The sequence below is a fragment of the Maribellus maritimus genome (genome assembly GCF_022267315.1).
Lineage (GTDB): Bacteria > Bacteroidota > Bacteroidia > Bacteroidales > Prolixibacteraceae > Draconibacterium > Draconibacterium maritimum.
In genome coordinates this window covers 140,799-162,119 of sequence record NZ_JAIKLE010000012.1, presented here as the reverse complement: position 1 = coordinate 162,119, position 21,321 = coordinate 140,799, and the positions used below count along the sequence as shown (strand labels likewise).

20 protein-coding genes are annotated in these 21,321 nt (G+C 37.4%); 9 read left to right on the top strand and 11 right to left on the bottom strand.

Translation table 11 applies throughout. The annotated features are described in order from the left end of the window. Positions 1-49 precede the first annotated feature (49 nt). From K5G00_RS12745 to recO, 4 genes are read left to right on the top strand one after another with little or no spacing between them, the layout of a single operon-like run. Complete coding sequence (locus tag K5G00_RS12745) at positions 50-3,052, top strand: YfhO family protein (RefSeq protein WP_238766544.1); 3,003 nt, start codon at positions 50-52, stop codon at positions 3,050-3,052. Positions 3,053-3,084: 32 nt separating this feature from the next. Next, complete coding sequence (locus K5G00_RS12740; RefSeq protein ID WP_238766543.1) at positions 3,085-3,660, top strand: non-canonical purine NTP diphosphatase; 576 nt, start codon at positions 3,085-3,087, stop codon at positions 3,658-3,660. A gap of 18 nt (positions 3,661-3,678) precedes the next feature. Beyond that, positions 3,679-5,988: a type IX secretion system anionic LPS delivery protein PorZ gene (gene porZ / locus K5G00_RS12735; protein WP_238766542.1), complete on the top strand. Its 2,310-nt coding sequence runs from the start codon at positions 3,679-3,681 to the stop codon at positions 5,986-5,988. Between the two features lie 6 nt (positions 5,989-5,994). Further along, entirely contained in the window at positions 5,995-6,720 is a 726-nt protein-coding gene (recO, locus tag K5G00_RS12730) for a DNA repair protein RecO (protein WP_158866310.1), read from the top strand. Between the two features lie 5 nt (positions 6,721-6,725). Here the strand turns inward: recO and amrB are convergent, their stop codons facing one another. The 8 genes from amrB to K5G00_RS12690 are packed head-to-tail and all read right to left on the bottom strand — an operon-like array spanning position 6,726 to position 14,380. Continuing rightward, a complete protein-coding gene (amrB, locus tag K5G00_RS12725) occupies positions 6,726-8,150 on the bottom strand; it encodes an AmmeMemoRadiSam system protein B (protein ID WP_238766541.1) in 1,425 nt (474 codons plus the stop codon). A gap of 38 nt (positions 8,151-8,188) precedes the next feature. After that, on the bottom strand, positions 8,189-9,298 hold the full coding sequence (locus tag K5G00_RS12720) for a hybrid sensor histidine kinase/response regulator (protein ID WP_238766540.1): 1,110 nt from the start codon (positions 9,296-9,298) through the stop codon (positions 8,189-8,191). Beyond that, positions 9,291-11,489 carry an ATP-binding protein gene (locus K5G00_RS12715; RefSeq protein WP_238766539.1) on the bottom strand — a complete coding sequence of 733 codons (2,199 nt, stop codon included), beginning with the start codon at positions 11,487-11,489 and terminating at the stop codon, positions 9,291-9,293. Before K5G00_RS12715 ends, K5G00_RS12720 begins: the two co-directional genes overlap by 8 nt. After that, on the bottom strand, positions 11,449-12,510 hold the full coding sequence (locus K5G00_RS12710) for a SpoIIE family protein phosphatase (RefSeq protein WP_238766538.1): 1,062 nt from the start codon (positions 12,508-12,510) through the stop codon (positions 11,449-11,451). Before K5G00_RS12710 ends, K5G00_RS12715 begins: the two co-directional genes overlap by 41 nt. Continuing rightward, complete coding sequence (locus K5G00_RS12705) at positions 12,501-12,926, bottom strand: anti-sigma regulatory factor (RefSeq protein WP_238766537.1); 426 nt, start codon at positions 12,924-12,926, stop codon at positions 12,501-12,503. The genes K5G00_RS12710 and K5G00_RS12705 overlap by 10 nt, the downstream gene beginning before the upstream one ends. Positions 12,927-12,941: 15 nt before the next feature. Further along, a complete protein-coding gene (locus K5G00_RS12700) occupies positions 12,942-13,328 on the bottom strand; it encodes an STAS domain-containing protein (RefSeq protein ID WP_158866329.1) in 387 nt (128 codons plus the stop codon). Beyond that, on the bottom strand, positions 13,325-14,014 hold the full coding sequence (locus tag K5G00_RS12695; protein ID WP_238766536.1) for an STAS domain-containing protein: 690 nt from the start codon (positions 14,012-14,014) through the stop codon (positions 13,325-13,327). The genes K5G00_RS12700 and K5G00_RS12695 overlap by 4 nt, the downstream gene beginning before the upstream one ends. A gap of 3 nt (positions 14,015-14,017) precedes the next feature. Then, positions 14,018-14,380 (bottom strand): DUF7793 family protein, encoded by a 363-nt coding sequence (locus tag K5G00_RS12690; RefSeq protein ID WP_238766535.1) that lies wholly within the window; start codon positions 14,378-14,380, stop codon positions 14,018-14,020. Positions 14,381-14,668: 288 nt separating this feature from the next. On the opposite strand from K5G00_RS12690, the gene K5G00_RS12685 reads away from it, so the two are divergent. The 5 genes from K5G00_RS12685 (at position 14,669) to K5G00_RS12665 (ending at position 18,785) form a co-directional block, all read left to right on the top strand. After that, complete coding sequence (locus K5G00_RS12685) at positions 14,669-15,487, top strand: 3'(2'),5'-bisphosphate nucleotidase CysQ family protein (RefSeq protein WP_238766534.1); 819 nt, start codon at positions 14,669-14,671, stop codon at positions 15,485-15,487. A 72-nt stretch (positions 15,488-15,559) separates the two neighbouring features. Further along, the gene (locus tag K5G00_RS12680) at positions 15,560-15,841 is read left to right on the top strand and encodes a hypothetical protein (RefSeq protein WP_238766533.1); all 282 of its coding nucleotides are present in this window, start codon (positions 15,560-15,562) and stop codon (positions 15,839-15,841) included. Positions 15,842-15,963: 122 nt separating this feature from the next. Then, positions 15,964-16,446, top strand: a complete 483-nt coding sequence (locus tag K5G00_RS12675; RefSeq protein WP_238766532.1) for an SPOR domain-containing protein — start codon at positions 15,964-15,966, stop codon at positions 16,444-16,446. 237 nt (positions 16,447-16,683) lie between these two features. Beyond that, on the top strand, positions 16,684-17,121 hold the full coding sequence (locus K5G00_RS12670; RefSeq protein WP_238766531.1) for a deoxycytidylate deaminase: 438 nt from the start codon (positions 16,684-16,686) through the stop codon (positions 17,119-17,121). A 5-nt stretch (positions 17,122-17,126) separates the two neighbouring features. Then, positions 17,127-18,785, top strand: coding sequence for a S41 family peptidase (locus tag K5G00_RS12665; RefSeq protein WP_238766530.1), 1,659 nt, complete (start codon positions 17,127-17,129; stop codon positions 18,783-18,785). Here K5G00_RS12665 and K5G00_RS12660 read toward each other — a convergent pair. From K5G00_RS12660 to nadA, 3 genes are read right to left on the bottom strand one after another with little or no spacing between them, the layout of a single operon-like run. Next, positions 18,757-19,404, bottom strand: a complete 648-nt coding sequence (locus tag K5G00_RS12660; protein WP_238766529.1) for a class I SAM-dependent DNA methyltransferase — start codon at positions 19,402-19,404, stop codon at positions 18,757-18,759. The two genes, K5G00_RS12665 and K5G00_RS12660, sit on opposite strands and share 29 nt — an antisense overlap. A 7-nt stretch (positions 19,405-19,411) precedes the next feature. Further along, positions 19,412-20,209 carry a sialate O-acetylesterase gene (locus K5G00_RS12655; protein WP_238766528.1) on the bottom strand — a complete coding sequence of 266 codons (798 nt, stop codon included), beginning with the start codon at positions 20,207-20,209 and terminating at the stop codon, positions 19,412-19,414. A gap of 39 nt (positions 20,210-20,248) precedes the next feature. Then, the gene (gene nadA, locus K5G00_RS12650) at positions 20,249-21,241 is read right to left on the bottom strand and encodes a quinolinate synthase NadA (RefSeq protein ID WP_238766527.1); all 993 of its coding nucleotides are present in this window, start codon (positions 21,239-21,241) and stop codon (positions 20,249-20,251) included. Positions 21,242-21,321: the final 80 nt, after the last annotated feature.

Below are 21,321 nucleotides of genomic sequence, written 5' to 3'. Positions count from 1 at the left end.
TCAGAAAATCTTTAACTCGTATTTTCTGTCTGGAAAATTAGACGTCCTCATGAGAAAAAAAGAATACCTGCTTTTTGTTCTGGTTGTAATTGCTGCATTTTGGCAGATTTTTTTCCTTCAAAATGGAATGAAGTGGGATTTTGTAGATGCCTTTTTACCATCGCGTTATTTTTTTTCTGAGTCGGTTTTAAATAATCAGTTTCCGTTGTGGAATCCCTATTTGTTATACGGTATACCGGTTTTTGCTGACTTGGTTTCTGTTTTTAATCCCGAGTTTTGGATTGTCGGCAATTTGTTTGCTTATTCAAATATTACTTTACAATATGTTTTTCTGACTTATATTCTTATCGCCGGTATTTCATTCGATTATTTTTTGAAACAGTTTAGTGTTGATCGAAAATTATCGTTGGCATTATCAGTTGCATACATGCTTTCAGGATTGAGCATCGGAAATGCACAACATATTGCCTTTGTATACAGTTATGCAATGGTTCCGTTTGTATTGGCTTCTTACTTTTCTTTTCTTCACAAGTTGAACAGGTACAATTTTGTTCGTTTATCCATCTCTTTGTTTCTGATAATTTTTGGCGGCTATCCCGGGTTTACAATTATTCTTGGTTATTTTTTGTTGAGCATTTTCCTGTTTCTTCTTGTTCAAAATTGGTCGGACAAAAACTATCTTAAAAAGTTGTTTGGATATCATTTATTGTTGATTATTACTGTTGTTCTTTTCAGTTTGGTTTTGATTGTTGCCTATTTTCAGGGTTTACCGTTTTTAAGTCGTTATGGCGGGCTACCGCTCCATTTGGCACAAAAACATTCCTTTACTTTTCAATCGCTCATTTCTCTCATTTTGCCGATGGCAACCGGCGCTGACACTGGTTATTTCCAAACAGATCAATCCATGTCAAACGCCTATTTTGGTATCATTAGCCTGGTTTTGTTTTTGTTCGCTTTAATCAAAAAAATACGTCGGAAAGAATCATACATCGTTTTGGGTTTTGGAATTTTTGCTTTGCTTGTTTCTTTTGGGGAACAGTTTTTTTTACGCGAATTTTTGTATCGCTATTTTCCCTTGATGGATATGTTTCAATATCCTTCAATTTTCAGAGGGTTTGCCATCTTTGGATTTTTGGCTTTTGCAGGGATTAATTTGAAAAATTTTGAATTCAGAAAAGTAGAGCGAACCTTGTTGTCTGCAATCTCAGCAGGAGTTATTTTGTTGATTATCGTATTGGTTTTTCGTGCTTTCACTCAAGTAGAAGACCTTGCGTATTTTCAATCGGGTATTGGCTTTACAGGGAAACTTTTTGCAGCCACACGTTTCGATAATATTATTTTACAGGGAACGATTCAATTCGCGATTTTGATTGTTTTTTTACTGTTGCTTTGGAAAGTGAAGGATATTCGTATGTTTTCAACAGCGGTGGTATTTCTTTTTGTTTTTGATGGAATTATTTCCACACAACTAAATATTCATTACACCGTAACAGGCAAAACAAATCCGGTAGAATTTTATCATTATTTGAAATCCTCACCAAAAGGATTTCCTGTTCCGGAGTTAAATCCGATCGAAGAAAATTCAGATAAACGAGCGCAAAATGATTTTTTATGGATGAACAACAATGTTTTTCCAAAGAAAGTAACTTTTGATGGTTTAGTCTCTTTCAAACTCGATGGTTATGCTTTTCTTTCCGATACCTATCCCGCGTTGCTGAAGGCCATTAAAAAAGAGCCGCTTGTGTATTTATCGGGAGATGTTCGGCCAAATTCAAAGGTTCAAAACTTTACTTCAAAAACCGTTTTTCTTTCACAAACAGACTACTCAAAACTACAAGGGAGAAATATCAGGCCGGACGATGATTCTCATTTAAAAATACGTGCTTTTTCTCCAAAAGAAATCGAAGTGAAAACACAAACTTCATCTCCGCAGTTATTGATTTATCAGCAAAATTATTTTAACGGATGGCAGGTATTTATAGATGGAAAGCAGCAGGATTTATTAAAAAGTAATTATGCCCACTTAGCGGTTTTTGTCCCTTCCGGAGAACATACTGTTGTTTTTAAGTTTGAGAACAGACTCATCAAATATGCCTTTGTTTTTAGCTATCTGGTTTTTTTGGTCTTAATCGGCTTCCTGGTTTATTATGTTATAATTAAGCGGCCAGAAAGAAGGAAAAATATAGTTTTCATATTGTTGTCGGGAGTAGCAATTTTTATTGCAGGTAGTTTGCTGAATCGACATTTCTACAAAAAAAATGCAAAGGGGCTTTCTCCGGTTATTGTTGAGAAAACGGAACAATGGCGGCATGATTATGCAGATGATATAACAGTTCTTTTAAGTACGCAAAATTCAGAATTAATCGAAATTGTTCCAGCCGATACAGTTTTTTTTGTGGATGAGAAAACCAATATTGCCCGTTTTAGCCGCTTTTTGGAAAATTCAGAAGGCAGGTTTTTTGTTTTTGCCTGGCAAGGCAGCATTATTGATAATAACTTAAAGGAACTTTTATATTCATTTTATCCTGAAATTGTGGAACAAAGTATTGGAAATAACTCGGGGATTATATTGGCTGAAAAGAGAAAAACAGAATTTGGCTACGCATTTTATCAAAATTTTGAAAAACAAGGAGATGGTAATTGGACAAAAGACCGGAACAGGATAAAAAGGGATTCTGTTTCAGGTAATCATTCTTATTCTTTTGGTACTTCGGAAGAATGGGGGCAGGTGATTGAAAAATCTGTGGAAGGTCGATTGTTAGACCTGAAAGAAATAGTTGTTGTTTCAGATATCTTGTTTGAATCGGAATTAAGTAAAACCTTACTTGTTGTTTCTGCCGAACGCGGAGGGAAAGCATATTTGTATGAAGTTTTAGATGTTTCTGAATTTGTGGATGAGGCAGGTCAGTGGCGGAGAATAGCATTTTCGGTTGATATGAGTTCAGGATTAAAGAAGGGAGACAGTATTAAAATTTATTTTTGGAATATTGAAAAAGTCCCCTTTCACATTGATAATCTGAAAATGAAATATGTTTTCAACCATCCGGACTAATTTCTCTTAATTTTTTACTTTTACCTAAAAAAATGGAACTCGTATTTGCTACAAATAACAAACACAAACTGGAAGAATTGCAGGCCATTTTAGGCGATCGCTTTAAATTATTGAGTTTAAAAGATATTGGTTGTGATGAAGAAATTCCTGAAGAACAACCAACATTGGAAGGAAACGCCCGGCAAAAGGCAATGTATATTTTTGAAAAGTATGGTTATTCTTGTTTTGCTGATGATACAGGGCTTGAAATAGAAGCGCTGGGAGGTGAACCGGGAGTATATTCTGCCCGTTACGCCGGCGAGGATAAAAACGCCAATGCGAACATGGACAAAGTATTGGATAAAATGACCAAAATAAAACAACGGAATGCCCGTTTTAGGACTGTAATCTCGTTGATAACAAAGGGGGAAGAAAAACAATTTGAAGGCGTTGTTGAAGGTACAATCTTAACAAAAAAAAGAGGAGATTCGGGATTTGGCTACGATCCGATTTTTCAACCCGGCGGATATAAAAAAACATTTGCGGAAATGAAACTTGAAGACAAAAACAAAATCAGTCACCGCGGCAGGGCAGTAGAAAAATTGGTTAACTATCTTCAAATGCAGTAATTAATGACCAAATTATACATGAATAGAATATTTTTATTTACTGTTTCGCTTGTTTTTGTTCTTCAAACACAGGCGCAAAGATCCGGTGGAAGCTGGCAGGATTATCTTTCGTATGCGAATGCCAAAAAAATTGCAGTTGCCGGTGAAAAAGTTTACTGTCTTTCAGAGGGTGGTTTGATTTATTACGACTTACAGGATAATAGTATAAATAGGATTGCTGACGTCGCGGAACTCTCCGATTTTGGTATCAATACCATTGCATATAGCGAAGAAAACGAAATTCTTGTTATTGTTTACAATAATTGTAATATTGATTTACTTGAGGGAACAACGGTTAGAAACATATCGGATCTGGAGCGAAAGCAAATCACCGGTGAAAAAGCAGTTAATAATATTTCCTTTATTGGTGACGAGGCTTTTTTGGCATGCAGTTTCGGAATTGTGGTTTTGAATCTTGACAGGAAAGAAGTGAAGGATACCTATATTATTGGAGAAGGAGGAACCCATTTAAATATAAATGATGTTGAAATTTTGAATGATTCAGTTTATGCCGCTACCGATAATGGAATACTAAAAGCATATAGAGAAGATAATTTACTGGATTACACGAACTGGGTTTATCTTGAAAATATTCCTCGTTCAACAGGGAAGTTTAATTTTTTGGAAATGTACGCAGGTAAACTTATCGCAAATTATACTCCCGAAGAATGGTATGCTGATGAGATGTATGCTTTTGATGGTGAAAGCTGGACCCTGTATCAGGCGGGTATCAGATATATATATGATATTCAGGAAAATAATAATTACCTGACCATTGCAAGCAGGGAAAATGTTTTTATCGTTGATAGCAATAATAGTATCGTTAAAAGGATAAATAATTATCAGATTAATGGCCAACAGATTTCTGCTATTCAGCCCAGAAGTGTTGGAATGACATCGGATGGAAACATTTGGATAGCCGACTATGAAAAATCACTTGTAAAAGTTGCCGGTGAAAGTTTTGAAGCGGTTCAGATAAACGGACCTATGGATAATGATGTTTTCTCTTTGCTTCACACCGGGACAAACCTGTGGATCATGCCCGGCGCTCAGATTGGTTGGATTGAACCCCATTTTCAAAAGTTTGGGAATGACCAGTGGAGTTATTTTTCAAATTCAAATCATTCTGAGTTGGATGGTTTTTTTAACGTTATTTCGGTTGCTGTCGATCCTTCGGATGAAAATCATTTTTTTATTGGCAGTTGGGGGGGCGGACTTTTGGAATACAAAAACGATGAGTTCGTTGAACGTTACACAAATCATAACAGTCCTTTGGAAAGCGCATTGCCTCAGCAGCCCGATGAACCGTATGTAAGAGTTGACGGAATGGCATTTGACTCAGAAGGAAATTTATGGATTTCAAACTCAGAGGCAGGCAATAATTTGCATAAGCTTTCTGCAGATGGCAGCTGGGAATCGTTTGAATTGCCTGAAGCAGCCAATGATTATAATCTTGGAGAAGTAATTGTTACTGAAAATAATGACAAATGGATTGTTGTAAGAGGAAACGATCTTTACGTAGTTAACAGTAGCGGAACAGAAAAAATATACCTTCCTGTTACGGCATACTTTAACAATGGAGATTATGAAGAGTTTAACCGGATGAACGATGTATATTCCATTGCAGAAGATGATGAAGGTGACATCTGGGTAGGGACAACAAAAGGCGTAGCTGTTTTTTCCGACGCTTCCAGAATTTGGGATTCCGAAACATTTTATGCAACACAGCCTAGCCTGGATTTAAATGACGGATTATTTAATCCGCTTTTAGAAACGGAAACGGTGACTGCAATTGCGGTAGATGGCGCTAACCGGAAGTGGCTTGGAACATCTGGTTCAGGTGTTTACCTGGTTTCTGAATCAGGAGAGAAAGAGATTTTACATTTTACGGAAGATAACAGCCCGCTGCTTTCAAACAACATTACAGCAATCGCAATCAATCCAAATTCGGGTGAAGTTTTTTTTGGTACTGATGAAGGATTAATTTCCTATCAGGGGAATGCAACCGAAGGAAATGACGTGTATAAAAATGTATATGTATATCCAAATCCGGTTCGTGAAACATATGACGGACAAATTACAGTTACCGGTTTGATAGCGAATACTGATGTTAAAATAACTGATATCACCGGAAACCTGGTTTTTCAAACAGAATCGTTGGGCGGGCAGGCGGTTTGGGATGGAACAAATTTGAATGGACACCGTGTGAAAACCGGTATTTATCTTGTACTTTGTAATGACGAAACCGGAGAACAAACGCACATCACAAAGCTTTTATTCATTAATTAAATAATAATGCTGGCCTCGACAGAAGGTATTGTTTTACGCTTGATCAAGTATGGCGAAAGTAGTGTTATCGCTACTATTTTTACACGGGAGTTTGGCCGGCAAAGTTTTATTATAAATTCGGTCAGAAAAAAGAAATCAAAAACAAAAGCCGGATTTTTACAGCCGCTCTTTCTTGTCGATTTGGTAACGTATCAGAAACAAAGCAGGGAAGTTCAGCGAACAAAAGAAATTAAAAATACACCGGTTTATCAAAATATTCCTTTTGATATAGTAAAATCAACACAAGCGGTTTTTTTAGCTGAAATGCTTTACAAAACCATTAATGAAGAAGAAAGTTATCCGGAAATGTTCGATTTTATAAAAAATGCCTTGCTGCTTTTTGATTTTATGGAAAAGAACCTGGCTAATTTTCATTTGTATTTTTTGTATCGTTTAACTGAATACCTTGGATTTTTTCCCGACACTACCCGCCAGGCTTTTGAAAATTGGTTTGATTTAAAAAAAGGTACTGTTGTTCCTTATGAACCTTCTCATCCCTTGTTTATGAACAAGGAAGTTACAGCGTATTTCTGTACCTTGTCAACCTTAAAGTTTCATGAAATTGCTGAACTTAAAATTCCACGTAGAATCCGGGAAACTCTCCTGGAAAAGTTAATTGAGTACTATAATTTGCATTTTGAACATCTGGGAGAAATAAAATCATTAAAAGTTTTACAGGAGGTTTTTGAATGAGTAACTTATCCTTTGAAAATAGCGGCTTCGTAGGTAAATAATTCGGCTGTTTTCCATCCTTCCCAGCCAAGGCCTGCTTTGTCGCGTGAACAATGTCCCAGAAACTTTTCCAAATCCCAGTCGGTTTTTTTTGCTACCTGTGGCAAAAATGTGCCCGTGTTTAGCCCCTTTTTAATATAAATGCCGTGCTTTCCCAATTCTATTTCATCAATAGACTTTATTTTTTTGAGAGGAGTAAGAACTGAGATTTCCAGTTGCATATTGTTTAGTTCTTTTTCCTGTAAATTTTCAAAACGGATGTCGCATGCCGCAGAAACTGCCATAGATTGCACCATTTCGTTTAATGTTTTTGTTCGGGCAAAGCCACCGATGCATCCTCTTAATTCATTGTTTATGTATATACTTACAAATGCACCTGCAATTTCATTTAAAATACCCCCGGAACCCGATGGAACAGTTTTTGCCTTTTCTCCGCTTTTAATAAAATGGGTTATAGCAGTTCGTGCTTTCTCAAGAAGTTCTGATTTTTCCTCGTTAGTGATAAAAAGCTCCCCGTTTTTTTTATAGCAGGCAATTGCCCAATACCCTACTACCTTTTTTTTATCGCCATATATTTCCGCATCGCCTGAGTTTTTATATTCAATTTTTTCATAAAGAAAATTTTGGCTTTCGGTCAGGTAGAGCAAGGTGAGAACCGAAGGCCAGCTACAAAGTGGAGTAGCCAGGTTGGGGATATTTTGGGTTTTATGTTTGTTTAAAACATTTAGTAATTCTTTTGGATTGTTGCCGCAAATGGCTTGCGCGGTATGAAAATCAATTTTGTTAGCATCAGCGTATGCCGGATAATGTGAAAAGTCGGTGCTGAAAATAAACAGGTTCTCCTGATTAAAATAGGGTTTTAGCGCGTTTGCCAGATGTTTGCAAACGTCCGGATCTTGTGTTCCGATAATAATGGGAACAAGCATAAATTTATTATTCAGTTTGTATTGAAGTAGTGGCAACTGAACTTCAAGACTGTGTTCCAGCTGATGTGCTTCGTTTTTTTCTACAATTACCTTTGAAGAACGAATAAGTTGATTTGCAAGTTTAATATCTACATCAATTTCGCCCAGCGGCGTTTCGTAATTACCGGCGTTGTATACAGCTCCTCCGTTAAAATGATACCGGTGACTTGAAGCAATTATAAAAATCCTTTTATATGAGCTGTTTTCAGGAATTTGATTAAATGCCGATGCGGCAACTTCGCCACTAAAAATATATCCGGCATGGGGTGAGACTAAAGCCTGTAGCTGATAAGGTGTTTCTTTTCGTTTTTGGGCAGCACGAAACAGATGTTCAAGTTCTGAACGAAGTGCCTGTTTTGTGCCGGGATAAAACCTTCCAGCAACAGCAGCCTCTCTGTTTTTGTATTTTTGTAGCCGGTTTTCCATAGGTGTAATTTACGAAAAATGGCTAAAAACGTTTTAATCTAACTGGGTTTAGGCAAAGTAAACCAAACGGTAGTCCCTTTATTTAATTCGCTATCTATACCAATTTCTCCACCATTGTGTTCAACAAATTCTTTGCAAAGTACAAGGCCAAGACCGTTTCCCTGCTCATTTTCTGTCCCCAGTGTTGAGACTTTCATGTCAATTTTAAATAGATTTTCTATTTTATCATTTTCAATGCCTATCCCGGAATCGGTTACCGCAACTTTTATAAAATTATCATCTTCAGAACAACTAATTTTAATATTTCCTTTTTTGGGTGTAAACTTTATGGCATTGGAAACCAGATTACGGATAACCAGTAAAACCATGTTTTTATCTGCAAAAGCTTCGTAATCCATATTTACATCTGAAGTCAGCTGAATTTCTTTATTTGATGCAATTTCCTGAAGAGATTGAATGATGTTGGAAGAAAGATCATGTACTTTAAGTTCTTCCGGATTAAAGTTGATGCGACCGGTTTGAGAACGTGCCCACTCCAAAAGGTTTTCAAGCAAATTCAGTGTATTTTTTGATGTCTTTCCAATGTCGTCGAGTAATTCATTTAATTCATCAGGCGAAAGGTATTCTCTGTTTTCCTGTATGAGTTGAACAAAACTGAGAATGATACCAAAGGAGCCCCTGAGGTCATGGGAGATTATTGAAAAGAATTTGTTTTTTGTGGCGACTTCTTCCTGCAGGGTTTCTTTTGTTGTTTTTAGTGCCAAATGTGTTTTTACCCTGGCAATAAGTTCACTTCCAATAAATGGTTTTGTAATATAGTCAACAGCGCCTAATTCAAAGCCGGTAATAATGTCTTCCGACTCCGATTTGGCTGTAATAAAAATAATGGGAATGTCTTTGGTCGCTTCATTTTTTTTGAGTCGGCGGCATACTTCGTGCCCATCCATAACCGGCATCATTACATCAAGTAAAATGAGGTCGGGTTTAATTTTTGATACCGTATCGAGAGCCTGTTGTCCGTTCATTGCAACAGCAAGTTCAAAATCAAGTTTGTTTAAAAGAGCACCGAGTACCTGTATGTTTCTTGGAACATCGTCGACGATCAGAATTACAGGTTGTTTACTTTTTTTTGCATTTGTCTTATTCATTTTGTACTCCTTCCTTATCGGTTAGTTTTTTTAAGTCGGATATGAAATTTTCGTATTGGTTTATTGTACAGGGGAGGTTTTCCATATCCAAATTTTGAATTTGCTCTATAATTTTATCACTCCATTCCACAAGCTGGTTGATTTTAAAAGTTTCTGCAACCACTTTAATTTCTTCAGCAAAAGAATTTATTTCATTTAAAATAAAGGTTGAGCGAATGGAGTTCCATTTATTTTTTAGCTTACCCTCTAAAACAGGAATGAGTTTGGGTATTTGTTGAATACTTTCTTCGCTCAGTGTTTGTTTTTGAATGCCAAAGAAAGAATTTGTTGTTTCATTTGAACCGGGAGTGTTGTATTCCAGATAATTGGAAAGTTCCCTAACGAGTTCTTTTTGGGATATCGGTTTTGGCAGAAAATGGTCAAATCCCGACTTCAAGATTCTGTCCTTTTCTTCTTTCATTGCCGAAGCAGTGAGTGCTATAATCGGAACCGATTTTAAATCGTCGTCGGATTTCAGAACTGAAGTTGCCTCAAAACCGTCCATTATTGGCATCTTAAGATCCATCAAAATCAAATTGGGTTTGTATTTTATCGCAATATCAATTGCTTCTTTTCCATTTTCAGCACTGTAAATTTCTAACTCATATTTTTCGAGAAAACTTACAATGAGTTCTCTGTTATGCGCAATATCATCAACAACAAGAATCTTTGCAGGTTCAAAAATAAGGCTTGAAATATCGGTTTCTTTATTTTTTTGTTCCGGTTCTACCATCGAACTTACCTCTAGATCATAAAGATAAACTTTGAATTTACTTCCTTTTTCCACCTGACTTTCCACTTTGATGTCTCCTCCCATCATATTTATCAGACGGGAGGTTATTGTTAGACCCAGCCCGGTTCCGCCATATTTGTTCAAGTTTTGATTTTTTTGTTGTTCAAAGGCTTCAAAGATTTTTGTTATCTGGTTTTCAGGAATCCCCAGCCCGGAGTCTTCAACCTGAAACAGCAAATCAATGGTTTGTTTATCAGTTTTACTGACAGCTTTTTCAACAGAAAGTTTTACAAAACCTTTATCAGTGAATTTAACGGCATTTCCAACCAGATTTAACAGAATCTGTCTGAGCCTGACATCGTCAAGAAAGATAACTTTTGGAATTGACGGATCTATTTCGATAAAAAAGTCTATCTTTTTTTGTTTTGTTTTATGATCAAAAATTTGGCCTACTTCATTCATCAGTGAAAAAAGATTAACCGGTTCGTATTGTAATTCCATTTTGCCGGCCTCAATTTTCGAAAGATCAAGAATGTCATTGATGATGTTCAGTAAAGCTTTTCCACTTGAGGAAATGGATGACAGATATTTTAGTAAGTTCTTTTCCGTTATTTTATTTTCGAGAATCTCAGTAAATCCGAGAATTGCATTCATTGGTGTTCTGATTTCATGGCTCATATTAGCCAGGAATTCGCTTTTGGCTTTGTTGGCCATTTCCGCCTCCTGTTTGGCTTTTTCAATTGCAATTGCACGGTCTTCCAGTTCGCGGTTTAAAGCAACTACTCCTTTGTTGGTTTCTTCCAGCTCTTTGTTTATTGTTTCAATTTCTTCGTTTCGTTCCTGTAGTTTTTTTAACAGAAATTGTAATTCCTGGTTTTGGGCATTGATTGTGTCAACCATGCTATCCTCACCCCGGGCAATAAATTCTTTAAACGCTTGTTGTATAGAGGAAATTCGTTTGGCAGACATTTTTTTTGAATACTGCGGCAACCATTTTGCTACAGTGATGGTGGTTCCTTTTCCGGGTACTGATTCAACGTGAAAATCATCCATTAATCGTTGAGACCCCGTTAACCCGACGCCCATTCCGTGCTTGGAGACAAAATTCCCGGATTTTATTTTATCAAGCTCTTCTATTCCGTTTCCTTCATCTTTGAAAATAAGGATCAAGCCGGAACTATCATTTTCTTTGGTACCAATCATTAACTTTACCTCACCCTGATTGGCATGTTCAATAATATTTCTGCTTAATTCCGATACTGTTGTTCCAATTCTTATACATGTAGTTTTGTCAAAGCAGAGTTCTTTTGCCAGTTGTGAGCCTATGTTTCTGGCAACAACCACATCCGATTCGGTTAATATATTTAGCCGCCCGACTTCAAATATTGTAACGGAGGATAAGAACGGTTGCATCATCATTTTGCCTTGAAAAATTTCTTAATATATATTCAGCTGGTTGCTGGGGATGATCTTTCCAGTTTAAATCGTCTGGATTCCAGCGCGATGTGATCCCATCAGTCGTTAAGCAAAGAATATCACCCGGATTAAAGTCAAATTCAAAAATCCGGGGAGTTCGCATATTGTGTCCGACGATTCCTCCAAAAGAAATCAGGTTTTTTTTACCTGATGAGGTATTTAAAAATCCCTCGATGTTGCCGATTCCTGTAAATCGTAATTTATTTTTTTGAGTGTCGGCGAATACCAGCCCAATAACAGCTCCTCTTGTTCCCCGTATTCCATTGTGAACATGCTGAATAAGAGCGTCGAGAGGTAGTTCCGGGCGAAGCAGTATCTGCTCCTTTGCCATTTGTGAAGCTATGTTTGCTTCTTTACCGTGCCCTAAACCATCAATAACGGCAACAACGGTTTCTGTCTGGTTTAAGTGGTTTACCACATAGGAATCACCGTTCAGTTTTTCGCCGGGTTTTGCCCGTGATGCGGCACCTGTTATTATGTTTTTGTTTGTCCCGATCCAATGTTTGGTTGGAACCCATTTTAGCAAGCGGATACAATGTTTATAATTTTTCAGGTCAGATAATCCACTGTCATACAGCTGTTGGACGGATTTAGGATTTATATCCAGTTCATCGGAGAATCTTCGAATGGTTCCCAAACCCAGGCCCAATGAATTTTGTTGTGTGTATCCATCGGTAACCGATTGATTAAAGTCTGCTATTCCGTTACCCATGTCGCAACACCAGATTTCAATAGCTTTTTGTCTTTTTTCATTTTCGAGTTGACAAACCAGAATCTTTCCTTTTCTACCTCCGTGCTTCAAGACATTTGTTACGAGTTCTGTAACCATAATGGCTACCTCTCCGGTTTTTATATCATCAAACCCGATTTTTTTAGCCAGCCCGACAGCTTTGCGCCGACATACACCAACATCCGATTCATTGTCAATTTGAAGATATAAAATATGATCACGGTTTATTTCCATTTCATTATTCTCACGGTTGTTCCTTTTTGCGGCTCCGAATAGATTTCAAATTTATCCACCAATCGTTTTGCTCCGGGCAGACCGTATCCCATTCCCATTCCTGAAGTATAACCATCGCTCATGGCTAGTTCAACGTTCTCAATTCCCGGACCTTTGTCTATGCAGGTAATAATAAGTGCGTTATGTTCCTCTATGTCACCGCTTTCTATAACAACATCGCCGCCATTGGCATAATTGTACATATTTCTTAACAATTCTGAAATTGCTGTTGTTATTCGGGTTTGTTCAACTATACCCATCCTGAAGTCTTTCGCATGTTGGCGAACTATTGAACGCACTTTTACGATGTCGTGTTCGTCAACAATCGGGTAAATCCCCAGTTTATTCCAGTTTTTATCTGAAATGATTTCCTGCATTCGAGTCAAATTAATTTAGCTTTCTTTCTCCCTGAGTTTTTTTTCAAGCATCTCCATTCCTTTTTCCATGTCAAGGGCAGTATCTACGCCGGGCATTTCCAATCCTAATTCTACAAGGGTAATGGCTACAGCAGGTTGCATCCCTACTATTACAACTGCGGCATCCATAATGGCTGCCATTGAAGCCATCCCTGAAAGCATTCTTCCAATAAAGGAATCGACCATTTCAAGAACTGAAATATCAATCAAAACACCTTTGGCCCCTGTTCTTTCAATTTCGTGAAGAATTTGTGACTGTAGTTGTACGGCTAACTTATCGTGCATGTCAACCTGAATAGATACAATCAAAAAATCACGAATTTTGATTATAGGAATTTTTTTATCGTGGATATCTAAATTCATTTATCGTCTTCTTCCTGTTCTTTATGTTCCAAATGTATTTTTCCTTCAAAAAGCTGATTATTTTTTTTCATAGCAAACAACATTGCATCTTGCAGCGTTGCCTTCGTTTTTATCGATGAAAGATCAATTCCAAGATGAACAATAGTCTGGGCAATTGCAGGGCTGATTCCTGAAATAATACAATCTGCGCCAAGTAAACGAGCTGCTGTTACCGTCTTTAATAAATGGTTTGCAACCTGGGTATCAACAGTTGGAACTCCGGTAATATCAAGAATGGCGATTGTACAGCCTGTTTCAACAATTTTTTGCAAAAGGTTTTCCATCATAATTTGGGTGCGCTGGCTGTCGAGTGTGCCTATAACAGGAAGGATTAAAACATTGTCCCAAACTTTTGTAACCGGACTTGAAAGCTCCAGTAGGTCTTCCTGTTGCTGAACAATGGTTTTTTGCTGCTCCTGAATTTTATTTAACTTATCTTCAAGCTCTTCTTTCATTTTTTTACTCTGTTTGAGCTCATAAGTTAAGTCCTCGATTAAAATGTTAATCGCTTCTTCGATGCCTGTCAGATCATCTTCAATATCAGTTTGAAGTCTTTTATCCAAATCGCCGGCTGCAACCGAAGATAAAACGTCTTCAATATGTTCGATTCTTTCTTTGGCGTTTTTAAAATCTAAGTTGTTTTCCATTTTCTATCTTTTACTTTTTAACCACTGAGTTGCACTTTCCTTGTCTTTAAAAAAATCACCTTGCGTTTTTATGGCGCCGGTTTTTAACATCACTTTGGCAATCATTCGGTTGGCTGCGCTACCCCCTACAAATGCTACATCCTGTATATCTGCAGTTACAAATGCCTGACTCGTTTTTTCCCGGGTTTCCCGATTTTCAACTTTGGCAGTTTTATTGATGAAAATCATCATTTGCCGGAAAGGTTTCCCTTCCAGGAGTTCAATACTTTTATTTATTACAGGGTCAACGTCTTCAAGTAAATAATCTCTTGTGAATTCCAGACACAGAATATCATTGTCTGTATCATACCACATTTTATGATCCATGATTTTTATTTTTATTAAAATTCGACTATAAAGGTTTGATTTTAATGACGGCGTAAAAATAGATAAATTCAGATAAAAAAATAATTATTTCAAACTAAGTTTTGCGTGTTTTTCAAGTAGTTAAATATCTTTTGTATAAAAAGCTTTGTTTTTCATAATATATAGTTTGTTTCAAGGGAATTCGCAGAATAATATTTGTGAAGAAACAATTAAATCGCTTCTAATTGTAGGCTTATGTTTTACTTTTTAACAGGCATCTGGTAATTTTACAATAACCCGTTTGTTTTTATGGAAGAGAAAAATTTTACATCTGTTTTTAACATACTTGCTTCTGCAGGCGATACAATTCTGAAGGTGTATAGAAGTGACAATTATAAAACCTCGTTAAAAACCGATAGAACACCTGTAACACGCGCAGATAAGGCGTCGAGCAAAATAATAAATGAACAGTTAAGTAAGGTTTTCCCGGAAATACCAATTTTGGATGAAGAAACCGTTATTCCTGACTATTCCGTTCGTAAAAACTGGAAAGAATTTTTTCTAGTCGATCCGCTGGATGGCACCAAGGAGTTTATTAAACAAAATGGTGAATTTTGTATAAACCTGGCATTAATTGAAAGTGATAGCCCCCAGGTGGGATGGATTTATCATCCTTTATCTAAACGTGGTTGGTATTGTAAAAGAGGGAAGGGGATTTTTGAATTTGATCAAAAAGGTATCGTCAGGAAGATAGAAAAACCTGGAATATATTCTGAAAAATTAAGAATTATTACAAGTCGTTCCTTTTTTAAACCGCGGGAAAAAGAGCTGATTGATAAAATAAAAGAGGAGTATGAAATTGAAATTATACACAGGGGGAGCTCAATCAAACAAATTGCTATTATCCTCGGAGAGGCTGATATGTATTTGAAAGCCGGACCATGCTCGGAATGGGATACAGCCCCGGGGCAGTTGCTGGTAGAAGAATTTGGGGGAAGTGTTGTTCGGCTTGACAACCTTGAGCAAATGAAATACAATAAACCGGTAATGAAAAATCCATACTTTGTTATGCAGAACGAATATTTAACAGAAACCGGGTTTCTTGATTTTTTGAAAAAGCATCTTTAAAATTGGCTGCTATTCTGCGCATTTCGTCATAAATTTGTTTTAAATTGAAAATTTAACCTAAAACGAAACGCGATGAAAAAAATAGTTTTTCTTCTTGTTATTCTGTTGAGCTTAGTTTTGTTTCTGGCAAGTTGTGCTACTCATTCTGTTGCTGACGTTGTTGATCCTCCCGGTTTTTTTAAAGGGCTGCTACACGGATTTATTCTTTTGTTCAGTTTTTTAGCCAGTTTGTTTACCGATTACGAGATTTATGCCTTTCCCAATGCAGGAGGCTGGTATAATTTTGGCTTTGTTTTAGGAGTAATGTTCTTTTTTGGTGGAGGTGGAGCCGGTTCCCGGAAACGTAAACGTTAAATCAATTTTCAGTTATTTGCAAACAATAGTATGTTCAAAACTTGCGTTCATTTGTAAAAACGTACGGTAACTATTTATGTATCTTGGTGCGTTTGTTATGAAAAAAGAAAATTTTTTTAAAAATGAAGCGAATAATTACAATTTCAATCGTACTGGTAATAGGTTTGGCGGCATGTAAAACCACAAAACAAGCTGCACAGTCACCTTATACAACCGATCCTACGACTCAGCCAAAAGTATTTTCGGTGCCAACAAGCAGTACCGAAACAGTTACTAAAAAGGAAGAACCCAAAACGGTAGAAGAAAAACCCGTTTCGATGCGAAAGGAACAGGTTTCATTTACGCAGCAAGCCGACAGGGTGAGCAACGAAGCCAACTCATTTTTTGTAATCATTGGCTCTTTCAGCCAATTGGAGAATGCTAAAAATTATCGTGAAACGCTTTTAAGTGAGGGTTTTACACCAATTATTCTTCACAGTGAAACTGGCTACTACCGGGTTTGTGTAAACTCTTACAAAAACGAACAGGAAGCACGTACCCGGGTTTCACAGGTAAGGCAGGCATTTCCGAAATATTCTGATATATGGCTGTTGATTAAAGAATAAAACGATAACGAATTAAAGTTGATCTTCGGATATCAGAGAGCCGTTTCTTTTGGAAACGGTTTTTTTGTTTCAAAAAATGAGAACAACTGCAAAGTTTGGTTGCGTAAATGTTAAAGAATTAAAATTTAGACCTTTGCTTTAAGGGTTTCCTTTTTAAAATGAGCAGATTATACAAAATCAATGTTACTTTTGTAATCCCGCAGATAAATTGGATACCCATTTTATAACAATTAAAGAATGGCAAAAGATAGAAAACAACAACTGTTAGATCAGAGGTATTTGAAAATGGCTGAGATTTGGGCACAAAATTCTTATTGCAAAAGAAGACAGGTTGGAGCACTTATCGTTAAAGAAAAGATGATCATTTCTGATGGCTACAACGGAACCCCCTCAGGTTTTGAAAATATTTGTGAAGATGAAAACAATAAAACCAAACCTTACGTTTTACATGCGGAAGCTAACGCAATAACAAAAGTTGCTAAGTCAAATAATAGTAGCGACGGAGCGACGCTTTATGTTACTTCATCACCGTGCCTGGAATGTTCTAAATTGATTATCCAGGCAGGAATTAAAAGGGTTGTTTTTACCGAAAACTATCGCCTGGAAGACGGTATTAATCTGTTGCGAAGAGCAAATGTAGAAGTAGAACAAGTAGAATCAGATTCAGAAGATTAAAGAAAATGAAAAGAAAGATAACACTATTTATACCCTTATTGGTTGGTGTTTCAATAGCTATTGGAATTTTAATTGGCAATATGCTAAAAAATAATAGTCATCCGACGCTCGCTGGGATGAATTTTAGCCGCCCCAATAAGATTACGACCATACTCGATTTGATCGATCAGGGTTATGTTGACAGTGTAAATACAAGTAGTATAGTGGAAGAGACGATACCTGAGATTTTGAAGAACCTGGACCCGCATACAACCTATATTCCGGCGCGAAATATGCAGGAAGTGCAGGAAGAAATGCAAGGTAATTTTTCAGGAATTGGCGTACAATTCTCTATTCAGGAAGATACAGTTCGTGTAATAGAAGTCATTTCAGGTGGGCCCTCAAGCAAGGTTGGGATTTTGCCTGGAGACCGGATTGTTCGGGTGAACGATTCAATTATTGCAGGAAATGATGTTGCCAACCAAACGGTACTTAGTTTATTACGTGGAGAGAAAAATTCGAAAGTTGATGTTGGTATTATTCGAAAAGGGTACAACGAGGAGTTGGATTTTGAAATTATCAGGGGAGACATTCCTATTTTTAGTGTAGATGTTTCGTATATGATTGATGAACAAACGGGTTTTATGAAAATAAGCCGTTTTGCAGAAACTACCTACGATGAATATATGGAAGGAATGGAAAAACTTTCGGATAAGGGAGCAAAAAAAGTTATCATTGATTTGAGGCAAAATACAGGTGGTTCGTTGGTTAGTGTACTTCGAATGGTTGATGAGTTGCTTCAAAAAGGAGAACCTATTCTTTATACTGAAGGGGATCATCAACCGCGAAAAACCTACAATGCATCGGCAAAAGCTACCTGGAAAGATATCAAGGTTTACGTGCTGATCGATGAATTTTCTGCATCGGCCAGTGAGATATTTGCCGGAGCGATGCAGGATAATGATCGTGGGATTGTGATTGGCCGGCGTTCGTTTGGTAAGGGACTGGTACAGGAGCAAATACCGTTGATGGATGGCTCAGCTCTCCGTTTAACGGTTGCCCGGTTTTATACTCCAAGTGGGCGTTGTATCCAGAGTCCTTACGAAGACGGGAATGATGAATATTACAATAATATTTACAAACGTTTTCACAGCATGGAGCAGCTGGTTGCCGACAGCGTGCATTTTGCCGATTCATTAAAATATACTACAAAAGGCGGAAGAATTGTTTACGGAGGTGGCGGAATTATGCCCGATTTTTTTGTTCCGGCTGATACGGCAGGAAACTCTGATTATTTTAATAAAATTTACAGGAAAGGTCTTATTTATACCTATGCGTATCGTTACGCCGATCAGAATAGGGAGACATTAACTCAGTTTACAGCTGCAGATGAATTTGATACTTATCTTGATGACCATAATGTTTTGAATGATTTTGTTGGTTATGCGACGCAACAAGGGGTTAAACGCGACTCCGACGGGCTTGAAGAGTCTGGTTTTATTATAAAAACACAATTGAAAGCATACATCGCCCGTAATATTATTGGCGAGGAAGGCTTTTATCCGATCATAAAACAAATCGATAAAACACTGTTAAGAGCAATCGAGATATCGCAGCAAAATTTGTTAGTGGAAAATCTTGTCGATAATCCCGATTCTATTCCAACTGAGACAGAACTGCAGTAAAATAGAAATCTTTCCGGAGTTCCTTGTTTTGAAAAGCCAGAAAGGTTGATTGTTTAATCTCGGTGAATCCGTTATTTTGCAAAAGTTCAGAGATATAGCCGGTGTTATATTTGAAGGTGAAAACACCGGTTGGAGTTTTGTTTTCCCAGATTCCGGGAGCAATTTCATCGTAGCCGGAAGTATCGTTTGCATTTTCAAAAGTGAAAGCAAAATAGCCTCTGTATTTTAGAACCCGCGAGATTTCAGAAAATATATCATTTAAAGGAGAAATCAGATGGAACACTCCATTGGAAATTACAAGGTCGAAAAATTTGTCTGAAAATGGTAACGATTCGGTTTCAAGGTTAATTTGAGTCAGCCTCTCCGTAATGTTTTTGCTTTTGCATTTTGTCAGCATCTTCTTTGAGCCGTCAACTCCTGTAATCGAGTGGCCTGCCCGGTAAAACGGTGCTGAACTTTCTCCTGTCCCAATCCCGACATCAAGAATTGCAGATTTGGGTTGAAGTCTTTCTTCAATCATTTTGAAAAGAATTTGCGGGCTGGTCCAATTGTTTTTCGCAATTGAATTATCGTACTCATCTGCAAATTCATTAGCCAGTTTTATGTTGCTTTCAGGCACTTTGAGGTTATTTTTTCTGTAACTGAGTCATTTTCACGGCATATCTTTTTCCAAAAGTGCGGTAAGATTTTGAGTCGAAATGGGTGTTGTCTCCTCTGTGATGCAATCCTCGTGAAGAAACAAACGCAGCGTTATTATCTTTTTTCATTAGCGTTTTGGTTTCTTTTACCACGGTTTTTGCCGGTGAGATGCCTTCTTTCGCAAATTTTTTTGAATTCTCTTTTATTTTGAACCGCCCCAATTCTCCTGCTACAAAGGGGATTGTTTCATCTCCGGCAAGTTTTCTTACTTCAGATATAAGGACTTCAAGTTTTTCGCTGTACGTTTTACACTTTTCCGGATTTGAGTCGGATTCTCCCTGGTGCCATAAAATGCCTTTAAGTTTCCCTTTTTGAAGGGCAATTTTAAGTCGTTTTTCCATATCATCCCAGGGATAGGAGTTGGTTTGGTCGTGGAAACCACCGGGAGTCCAGGCTTCGATTGATGAACCCCCAACTGCGCAGGGTATAAGTCCGATAATTTTTTCCTGATTGGCTTTGGCCATTTCAATTCCAAAAGTTCGTCCAAGTCCAACACCGGCTACCGACTTATCAAAATGAATTGGGTCTTGCGCGGGAACCCATTTGTTGTTTTTATCCAAAGTGAAAACTCGTTCGGGAATAATAGTGTCCCGGGCTTCAACAGTTCCCCGCCCGGCCATGTTTGACTGGCCGATAAGCAAATATAGATCAAATGGTTTTTCCTGAGATTTCCCGGAAATATTTAGAAACAACAAAGTGAAAAGAAGTAGGATTTTGATTTTCATTTAGCTGATTTTTGGGAAATGAAAATACAAAATATCTGGCTACTTTGAAATTTCGAGCATTCTTTGAATGGGAATCCTGGCTTTTTCAATGATTTCGTTTGAAAGCGTTACCTCTGGTTGCTCGTGTTTCAAACAGATGTACAACTTCTGTAAGTTGTTTAATTTCATATAAGAGCAGTCGTTGCAGGCACAGGTTGAATCAGCAGATGGAGCCGGGATAAATATTTTATCGGGGCAGGCTTTTGTCATTTGATGTAAGATGCCGCTTTCAGTTGCAACAACAAATTTTTTCTTGTCACTTTTCTGAACATATTTCAGTAGAGAAGTTGTTGAGCCAATGTGTTTTGCAAGAAGAAGAACCGGCTTTTCACATTCAGGATGAGCGATAAATTCAGCATCTGGATGTTCATCCATCAATTCGATTATTTTTTCTACTGAATATTGCTCATGTACCATACAGGCTCCGTCCCAAAGCACCATTTCTCGTCCGGTGATGCTGTTAATGTAATTGCCAAGATTTTTATCCGGAGCAAATATCAGTTTCTGGTCTTTAGGAAAACTTTCAACAATTTGTTTTGCATTTGCCGATGTGCAAACAATGTCTGACATTGTTTTTAATGCAGCTGTAGCATTAATATAGGTTACAACTTTGTGGTCGGGATATTTGGCTTTGAATTCTGCAAATTTGTCGGCGGGAGCTGATTCAGCCAGCGAACAACTTGCTTTCAAATCAGGTAAAATTACCTTCTTGGAAGGGTTGATTATTTTTGCTGTCTCTGCCATAAAATGAACTCCAACAAAGACAATCATTTCTGCTTTTGTTTGTGCTGCTGCCTGTGCCAGGCCTAAACTGTCGCCAACATAGTCAGCAATATCCTGTAATTCACCCTCCGCATAAAAATGACTGAGGATAACAGCATTCTTTTCTTTCTTCAGACGGTTGATTTCTTCCACCAGTTTCATTTTTGGATCTATCGCTTCTTCGATAAATCCTTTATCTTCCAACATCTGATTTATTACTAATTGTTCCATTTTTGTTCTCCCTGAATTTCCCCATCAAATTGGCGGCAAAAATAAGAATTCCTGTAATAAAAAACAGCGATTAGTTTTAA

Coding starts and splice junctions, on each gene's coding strand:
- K5G00_RS12745 (WP_238766544.1), top strand. CDS start 50: ATGAGAAAAAAAGAATACCTGCTTTTTGTTCTGGTTGTAATTGCTGCA.
- K5G00_RS12740 (WP_238766543.1), top strand. CDS start 3,085: ATGGAACTCGTATTTGCTACAAATAACAAACACAAACTGGAAGAATTG.
- porZ (WP_238766542.1), top strand. CDS start 3,679: ATGAATAGAATATTTTTATTTACTGTTTCGCTTGTTTTTGTTCTTCAA.
- recO (WP_158866310.1), top strand. CDS start 5,995: ATGCTGGCCTCGACAGAAGGTATTGTTTTACGCTTGATCAAGTATGGC.
- amrB (WP_238766541.1), bottom strand. CDS start 8,150: ATGGAAAACCGGCTACAAAAATACAAAAACAGAGAGGCTGCTGTTGCT.
- K5G00_RS12720 (WP_238766540.1), bottom strand. CDS start 9,298: ATGAATAAGACAAATGCAAAAAAAAGTAAACAACCTGTAATTCTGATC.
- K5G00_RS12715 (WP_238766539.1), bottom strand. CDS start 11,489: ATGATGATGCAACCGTTCTTATCCTCCGTTACAATATTTGAAGTCGGG.
- K5G00_RS12710 (WP_238766538.1), bottom strand. CDS start 12,510: ATGGAAATAAACCGTGATCATATTTTATATCTTCAAATTGACAATGAA.
- K5G00_RS12705 (WP_238766537.1), bottom strand. CDS start 12,926: ATGCAGGAAATCATTTCAGATAAAAACTGGAATAAACTGGGGATTTAC.
- K5G00_RS12700 (WP_158866329.1), bottom strand. CDS start 13,328: ATGAATTTAGATATCCACGATAAAAAAATTCCTATAATCAAAATTCGT.
- K5G00_RS12695 (WP_238766536.1), bottom strand. CDS start 14,014: ATGGAAAACAACTTAGATTTTAAAAACGCCAAAGAAAGAATCGAACAT.
- K5G00_RS12690 (WP_238766535.1), bottom strand. CDS start 14,380: ATGGATCATAAAATGTGGTATGATACAGACAATGATATTCTGTGTCTG.
- K5G00_RS12685 (WP_238766534.1), top strand. CDS start 14,669: ATGGAAGAGAAAAATTTTACATCTGTTTTTAACATACTTGCTTCTGCA.
- K5G00_RS12680 (WP_238766533.1), top strand. CDS start 15,560: ATGAAAAAAATAGTTTTTCTTCTTGTTATTCTGTTGAGCTTAGTTTTG.
- K5G00_RS12675 (WP_238766532.1), top strand. CDS start 15,964: ATGAAGCGAATAATTACAATTTCAATCGTACTGGTAATAGGTTTGGCG.
- K5G00_RS12670 (WP_238766531.1), top strand. CDS start 16,684: ATGGCAAAAGATAGAAAACAACAACTGTTAGATCAGAGGTATTTGAAA.
- K5G00_RS12665 (WP_238766530.1), top strand. CDS start 17,127: ATGAAAAGAAAGATAACACTATTTATACCCTTATTGGTTGGTGTTTCA.
- K5G00_RS12655 (WP_238766528.1), bottom strand. CDS start 20,209: ATGAAAATCAAAATCCTACTTCTTTTCACTTTGTTGTTTCTAAATATT.
- nadA (WP_238766527.1), bottom strand. CDS start 21,241: ATGGAACAATTAGTAATAAATCAGATGTTGGAAGATAAAGGATTTATC.